Annotated in this window: 5 protein-coding genes and 1 tRNA gene; 3 read left to right on the plus strand and 3 right to left on the minus strand. The window is 67.6% G+C overall.

What is annotated here, in order from left to right; genetic code table 11:
• Window positions 1-35: 35 nt before the first annotated feature.
• Window positions 36-692, minus strand: coding sequence for an ANTAR domain-containing response regulator (locus ACQKIP_RS36840; protein ID WP_365852967.1), 657 nt, complete (start codon window positions 690-692; stop codon window positions 36-38).
• Window positions 693-791: 99 nt separating this feature from the next.
• On the opposite strand from ACQKIP_RS36840, the gene ACQKIP_RS36845 reads away from it, so the two are divergent.
• The 3 genes from ACQKIP_RS36845 to ACQKIP_RS36855 all read left to right on the plus strand — a co-directional run bounded on the left by ACQKIP_RS36845 (window position 792) and on the right by ACQKIP_RS36855 (window position 3,760).
• Window positions 792-866, plus strand: a tRNA-Leu gene (locus ACQKIP_RS36845).
• Between the two features lie 109 nt (window positions 867-975).
• Window positions 976-1,734, plus strand: a complete 759-nt coding sequence (locus tag ACQKIP_RS36850; RefSeq protein ID WP_365852965.1) for a transcriptional regulator — start codon at window positions 976-978, stop codon at window positions 1,732-1,734.
• 118 nt (window positions 1,735-1,852) lie between these two features.
• Window positions 1,853-3,760, plus strand: a complete 1,908-nt coding sequence (locus ACQKIP_RS36855; protein WP_365852963.1) for an alkyl/aryl-sulfatase — start codon at window positions 1,853-1,855, stop codon at window positions 3,758-3,760.
• A 67-nt stretch (window positions 3,761-3,827) separates the two neighbouring features.
• Here the strand turns inward: ACQKIP_RS36855 and pyk are convergent, their stop codons facing one another.
• The gene (gene pyk / locus ACQKIP_RS36860) at window positions 3,828-5,264 is read right to left on the minus strand and encodes a pyruvate kinase (RefSeq protein ID WP_365852961.1); all 1,437 of its coding nucleotides are present in this window, start codon (window positions 5,262-5,264) and stop codon (window positions 3,828-3,830) included.
• A 168-nt stretch (window positions 5,265-5,432) separates the two neighbouring features.
• On the minus strand, window positions 5,433-6,143 hold the full coding sequence (locus tag ACQKIP_RS36865; protein WP_365852959.1) for an SIMPL domain-containing protein: 711 nt from the start codon (window positions 6,141-6,143) through the stop codon (window positions 5,433-5,435).
• Window positions 6,144-6,287: the final 144 nt, after the last annotated feature.

A 6,287-nucleotide genomic window follows, 5' to 3' on the forward strand; every position in this document is an offset into this window, starting at 1 on the left:
CTCCTGTACGTGCTTCGTGCTTGCGCGCGCCGGAGCTACTGCCCCTTCGCCGCCTTCTTCTCGTCGGCGTCCTCGATGACCGCCTCCGCGACCTGCTGCATCGAAAGACGCCGGTCCATCGACGTCTTCTGGATCCACCGGAACGCGGCGGGCTCGGTCAGGCCGTACTCCGTCTGAAGGATCGACTTCGCGCGGTCCACCAGCTTCCGGGTCTCCAGACGCAGGGTGAGGTCGGCGACCTCCTTCTCCAGCGTCTTCAGCTCCGTGAAGCGCGAGACGGCCATCTCGATCGCCGGGACGACGTCGGTCTTGCTGAAGGGCTTCACCAGGTACGCCATCGCGCCGGCGTCCCTGGCCCGCTCGACCAGGTCACGCTGCGAGAACGCGGTCAGCATGAGCACCGGGGCGATGGACTCCTCGGCGATCTTCTCGGCCGCCGAGATGCCGTCCATGACGGGCATCTTCACGTCCAGGATGACCAGGTCCGGCTTGTGCTCGCGGGCCAGCTCCACGGCTTTCTCGCCGTCGCCGGCCTCGCCGACGACGGTGTAACCCTCCTCCTCGAGCATCTCCTTGAGGTCGAGCCGGATAAGAGCCTCGTCCTCGGCGATGACGACGCGGGTCGTCAGCGGAGGCACGTGCGACTTGTCGTCGTCATCGGCTGCGGGCTGGGGCGACTCGGGGGAAGTCACGGGGGCTCCTTGTTGCGGGCAGATACTGCTTCCCACGAGCCTACCTAGCTACGGTATGGTGGATGCGCAGAGGGTCCAGGGAAACCTTGGATTCTGCGAGCCCCGGTAGCCCAATTGGCAGCAGGCAATGGATTCAAAACCCATACAGTGTCGGTTCGAGTCCGACTCGGGGCACTTTTCCTTCGATTCCAAGGCCACGTGAGATTAGATCAACTTCACGTGAACGTGTGAACGCATCCGCATACTCCGGCCCGGCCGACCGCGCGCCGTCAAGCTCATTCACATGTACGACACGGGCACACGCAGGCGGGCACTGGCGCTGGTCTCTCAAGGCCACAGCCTGAACGCGGTCAGCAAGGACACCGGCATATCGCGCGCCGCGATCCGCTCCTGGCAGACCCGTGTCGAGCCGCTCGACCGTGCGGTCCCGTGCCCGCGCTGCCGTGACGCTCCCTCCCTGCCTGAAGACCCCGCCGCGTACTCCTACTTGCTCGGCCTCTACCTCGGTGACGGCTGCATCAGCCCGGGCCGACGAGGCGTCTACTCCCTGCGCATCGTGTGCGCCGACAGCTGGCCCGGCTTGATCGAGGCGTGTGAGGCCGCAATCCGCAGCGCGCGCCCGGGCAACCGTGTCTGCCGCGTCAAGAAGCAAGGCTGCGTCGCTGTCACATGCTCCAGCAAGCACTGGCCCTGCCTCTTCCCCCAGCACGGCCCCGGCAAGAAGCACGAGCGGCGCATCGTCCTGGAGCCTTGGCAGCAGGAGATCGTCGACGCCCACCCCTGGGAGTTCATCCGCGGCCTCATCCACTCCGACGGCTGCCGCGTCACCAACTGGACGACCCGCACCATCGCCGGCGAGCGGAAGCGCTACGAGTATCCCCGGTACTTCTTCACCAACCTGTCCGGCGACATCATCCGGCTCTTCACCGACACCCTGACCAGGGTCGGCGTCGACTGGAAGGCCGCGAACCACCGGAACATCTCCGTGGCCCGCAAAGCCTCAGTGGCCCTCATGGACACCCACGTAGGCCCCAAATACTGACCCGCCCCACCCCGCGCAATAGGACACGTCACTCCCCTCCCCCGCCCCCGCTGGGAGCTGCCCCAAATACGCCGTGAACCCTTGCCCCGCCCCGCGCCCCGCTGCGATCTTCGGCGGCATGACTCCCCTGAACCGGCGCGGCTTCGTCGCCGCCGCCGCGGGTGCTGCCGCAGCAGCCGTGGCCATGAATCCGCAGACCGCCTCCGCGACCGACCGCGAGGGCACGACCTGGGGCGGGGACGACTTCGCCGATGCCGACAGGGGGTTTATCGCCGCCCTCACCCCCGGGGTGGTGAAGAACGCCGAGGGCCGCGTCGTATGGGACAACGACGCGTACGACTTCCTCAAGGGTGATGCCCCGAAGACCGCGCACAAGAGCCTGTGGCGGCAGTCGCGGCTCGTGTCGAAGCAGGGGCTCTACAAGGTCACCGAGCGGGTCTATCAGGTGCGCGGGCTCGATCTGTCGAACATGACGCTCGTCGAGGGCGGCACCGGCGTCGTCGTCATCGACCCGCTGATCTCCGCGGAGACCGCTGCCGCCGCGCTGAAGCTGTACCGCGCGCACCGGGGCGACAGGAAGGTCACCGGGCTCATCTACACGCATCCGCACGTCGACCATTTCGGCGGCTGCCGGGGTGTGCTGCCGGACGGGGCGGAGGACGGCGTGCCGATCCTCGCGCCGGAGGGGTTCATGGAGCATGCCGTCTCGGAGAATGTCTATGCGGGGACTGCCATGCAGCGGCGTTCCGGATACATGTACGGCGCGCAGCTTCCCAAGTCGGCTGCGGGGCAGATCGGTTGTGGGCTCGGGCAGACCATTTCGGTGGGGTCCATCGGGTTGATTCCGCCGACCAAGGACGTCACCGAGACCGGGCAGGTCGAGACGGTCGACGGCGTGCGGTTCGAGTTTCAGATGACGCCGGGGACCGAGGCGGCGGCGGAGATGAACTTTCTGCTTCCCGGGCTGCGTGCCCTGTGCATGGCGGAGAACGCGACGCACACGATGCACAACATCATCACGTTGCGCGGGGCGCAGGTGCGGGACGCCCGGCAGTGGGCGCGCTATCTGGGTGAGTCGGTGGTGCTGTTCGAGGGGCGGGCGGATGTCGCTTTCGCTTCGCATCACTGGCCGACGTGGGGCGGGGACACGATCGTGGAGTTGCTCGAGCAGCAGCGGGATCTGTACGCGTACATGCATGACCAGACGCTGCGGATGATCAATGCGGGGATGACCGGGCGTGAGATCGCGGAGGAGATCGAGTTGCCGCCCGCGCTGGCCGGTGTGTGGGCGAACCGGGGGTATTACGGGTCGCTGAGTCACAACGTGAAGGGCATTTATCAGCGGTACATGGGGTGGTTCGACGGCAACCCGGCGCACTTGTGGGAGCATCCGCCGGTCGAGGAGGCCAAGCGGTATGTGAAGGCCATGGGCGGTCGTACGGCGACGGTCGCGAAGGCGAGGGCGTTCGCGCGGGGCGGGGATCTGCGGTTCGCGGTGACGTTGCTCAATCATGTGGTGTTCGCGGATCCCGGGCACAGGGCTGCCAAGTCTGAACTGGCCTCCCTCTACACCAAGTTGGGTCAGGCCTCTGAGAACGCCGTGTGGCGGAACTTCTATCTGACGGGTGCCCGTGAGTTGCGCGAGGGCGTGCCCGGATCGCCCGCCTCCGTGGCGAGCGCGGACATGTTGTCGGCGCTTTCGGTGGATCAGCTCGTCGATTCGGTGGCGATCCGTGTGAACGGTCCGAAGGCGTGGGATCTGAAGCTGCGGATGGACTGGAGTCTTCCGGCGCTGGGGAAGGTGTGGCATCTGACCTTGCGGCACGGCGTCCTGACGTACCGCAGCGACACGGAGAAGGATCCGGACGCCGGCGTCACGCTCACGATGACCAAGGCGCAGCTGCTCGCGATGCTCGGCGGGAAGGGGCTCGGGGACATCGAGGTGGAGGGCGATGCGTCGCTGCTGGCGAAGCTGCTGGGCGTGGTGGAGAAGCCGGATCCGGGGTTCGCCATCGTGACGCCCTAGGTGTGCGGGCATGGTTGAGGGGACGGTCCCGCGCGGGATCGTCCCCTCAACTGGTCGTAGGCCCGGTCTACTTGGGGCTGTCGTCCTCGCCGATGTGGTGGATGCGTACGAGGTTGGTGGAGCCCGCGACTCCGGGCGGGGAGCCCGCGGTGATGACCACGGTGTCGCCGCGCTCGCAGCGTCCGTAGCGCAGGAGGAGTTCGTCGACTTGGTTGACCATGGCGTCGGTGGAGTCGACGTGCGGGCCGAGGAAGGTTTCCACGCCCCAGGTGAGGTTGAGCTGGGAGCGTGTCGCGCGGTCGGGGGTGAAGGCGAGGAGCGGGATCGGTGAGCGGTAGCGCGAGAGGCGGCGGACGGTGTCGCCGGACTGGGTGAAGGCGACGAGGAACTTGGCGCCGAGGAAGTCGCCCATTTCGGCGGCGGCGCGGGCGACGGCGCCGCCCTGGGTGCGGGGTTTGCTGCGTTCGGTCAGCGGCGGGAGTCCCTTGGCGAGGATGTCTTCCTCGGCGGCTTCGACGATGCGGCTCATCGTGCGGACGGTCTCGATGGGGTATTTGCCGACGCTGGTCTCGCCGGAGAGCATCACGGCGTCGGTGCCGTCGATGACGGCGTTGGCGACGTCGGAGGCTTCGGCGCGGGTGGGGCGGGAGTTGTCGATCATCGAGTCGAGCATCTGGGTGGCGACGATGACCGGCTTCGCGTTCCGCTTGGCGAGCTTGATGGCGCGTTTCTGGACGATCGGCACCTGTTCGAGGGGCATTTCGACGCCGAGGTCTCCGCGGGCGACCATGAGGGCGTCGAAGGCGGCGACGATGTCGTCGATGTTGTCGACGGCCTGCGGCTTCTCCACCTTGGCGATGACGGGGAGGCGGCGGCCTTCTTCGTCCATGATGCGGTGGACGTCTTCGATGTCCCGGCCGCTGCGGACGAAGGAGAGGGCGATGACGTCGAATCCTGAACGCAGGGCCCAGCGCAGGTCTGCTTCGTCCTTGTCGGAGAGTGCGGGGACGGAGACGGCGACGCCGGGGAGGTTGAGTCCCTTGTGGTCGGAGACCATGCCGCCTTCGACCACGGTGGTGGTGACACGGGGCCCGTCGACCGCGGTGACCTCCAGTGTCACTTTGCCGTCGTCGACGAGGATGCGCTCACCGGGGGTGACGTCTTCGGCGAGGCCGCCGTAGGTCGTGCCGCAGGTCTGCCGGTCGCCCTCGACGCCCTCCTCGACGGTGATGGTGAACTCGTCGCCCCGTTCAAGGAGTACGGGTCCTTCGCTGAAGCGGCCCAGGCGGATCTTCGGGCCTTGAAGGTCGGCGAGGACGCCGACGCTGCGGCCGGTCTCGTCGGATGCCTTTCGTACGCGCTGGTAGCGCTCCTCGTGCTCGGCGTACGTGCCGTGGCTGAGGTTGAAGCGGGCCACGTCCATTCCGGCTTCGACCAGTGCCTTGATCTGGTCGTACGAGTCGGTGGCGGGGCCCAGTGTGCAGACGATTTTTGCTCGGCGCATGTTTCGACCCTAGGGCTTACCGACCGGTAGGGAATTGGCTGGGCATGACTACTCAACAACCTTTGCGTGAAGGGTTATTGACAAGTGTTGAATTGTGCGGGGCGCTGCTCTGATGAGCGATTTACCGGGCGCCCCGCGACATGAATCCCCTCTGCGTGACCGGAGGTGCTAGAGCTGCGGCGGATTCATCGTGAAGCGCGCGTTGACCTGTGCGTACACGTGCTGCCGCTGCGGTTCGAGGTCGAGGGGGGCCGCTTCGCCCATGTCGGCCGCGCCGCCGTACGCGACGGCCCGCATGGCGGGCGCGGGGCCGCCGTAGCCGAACGGCTGGGAGTTCTCGGCGCCGATGTCGGCGAGTTCGACGAGGGCGGCCAGGCTCGTCCCCAGCGCCTGGGCGTACTCCCGGCCGCGCTGGACCGCTTCCCTGACCGCCTGCTGCCGGGCTTCGCGGTGGGTGGGCGAGTCGGGCCGCAGGGCCCAGTAGGGGCCGTCGACGCGGGTGAGTTCGAGGTCCGCGAGGCGTGTGGTGAGTTCGCCGAGCGCGGTGAAGTCGGTGAGTTCGGCGGTGACGTGGACCCGGCCGTGGTAGGCGCGGATGCGTTCGCCGCGGCCGTGCTTGGTCAGTTCGGGGCTGATGGAAAACGCGCCGGTCTCCAGCTTCTCGACGGACTCGCCGTAGGTTTTCACGAGGTCGATGACGGTGGCGTTGCGGCGCGTGAGGTCGTTGAGGGCGTCGCGCCGGTCGGTGCCGCGTGCGCTGACGGTGATGCCGATGCGGGCGATCTCGGGGTCGACTTCGAGGTGCGCCTCGCCCTTGACGGCCAGGCGCGGGGCGCCGGGGGTGCCGTAGGGGGCGGGTGTGGGGGTCGTCTCGTCCATGCGGCCACTCTCGCACTGGCGGGCGGCACCGGACAGTCGTCGGGCCGCGGCACCGGACAGTCATCGGATCGAAACCTGCGGGGTCTGTTGCCGGTGGGGTGGTCGGGGTCAGAATCTACGCGCGTTACATCGATCGACCAAAGG

The sequence above is a fragment of the Streptomyces sp. NPDC059900 genome (assembly GCF_050270335.1).
Lineage (GTDB): Bacteria > Actinomycetota > Actinomycetes > Streptomycetales > Streptomycetaceae > Streptomyces.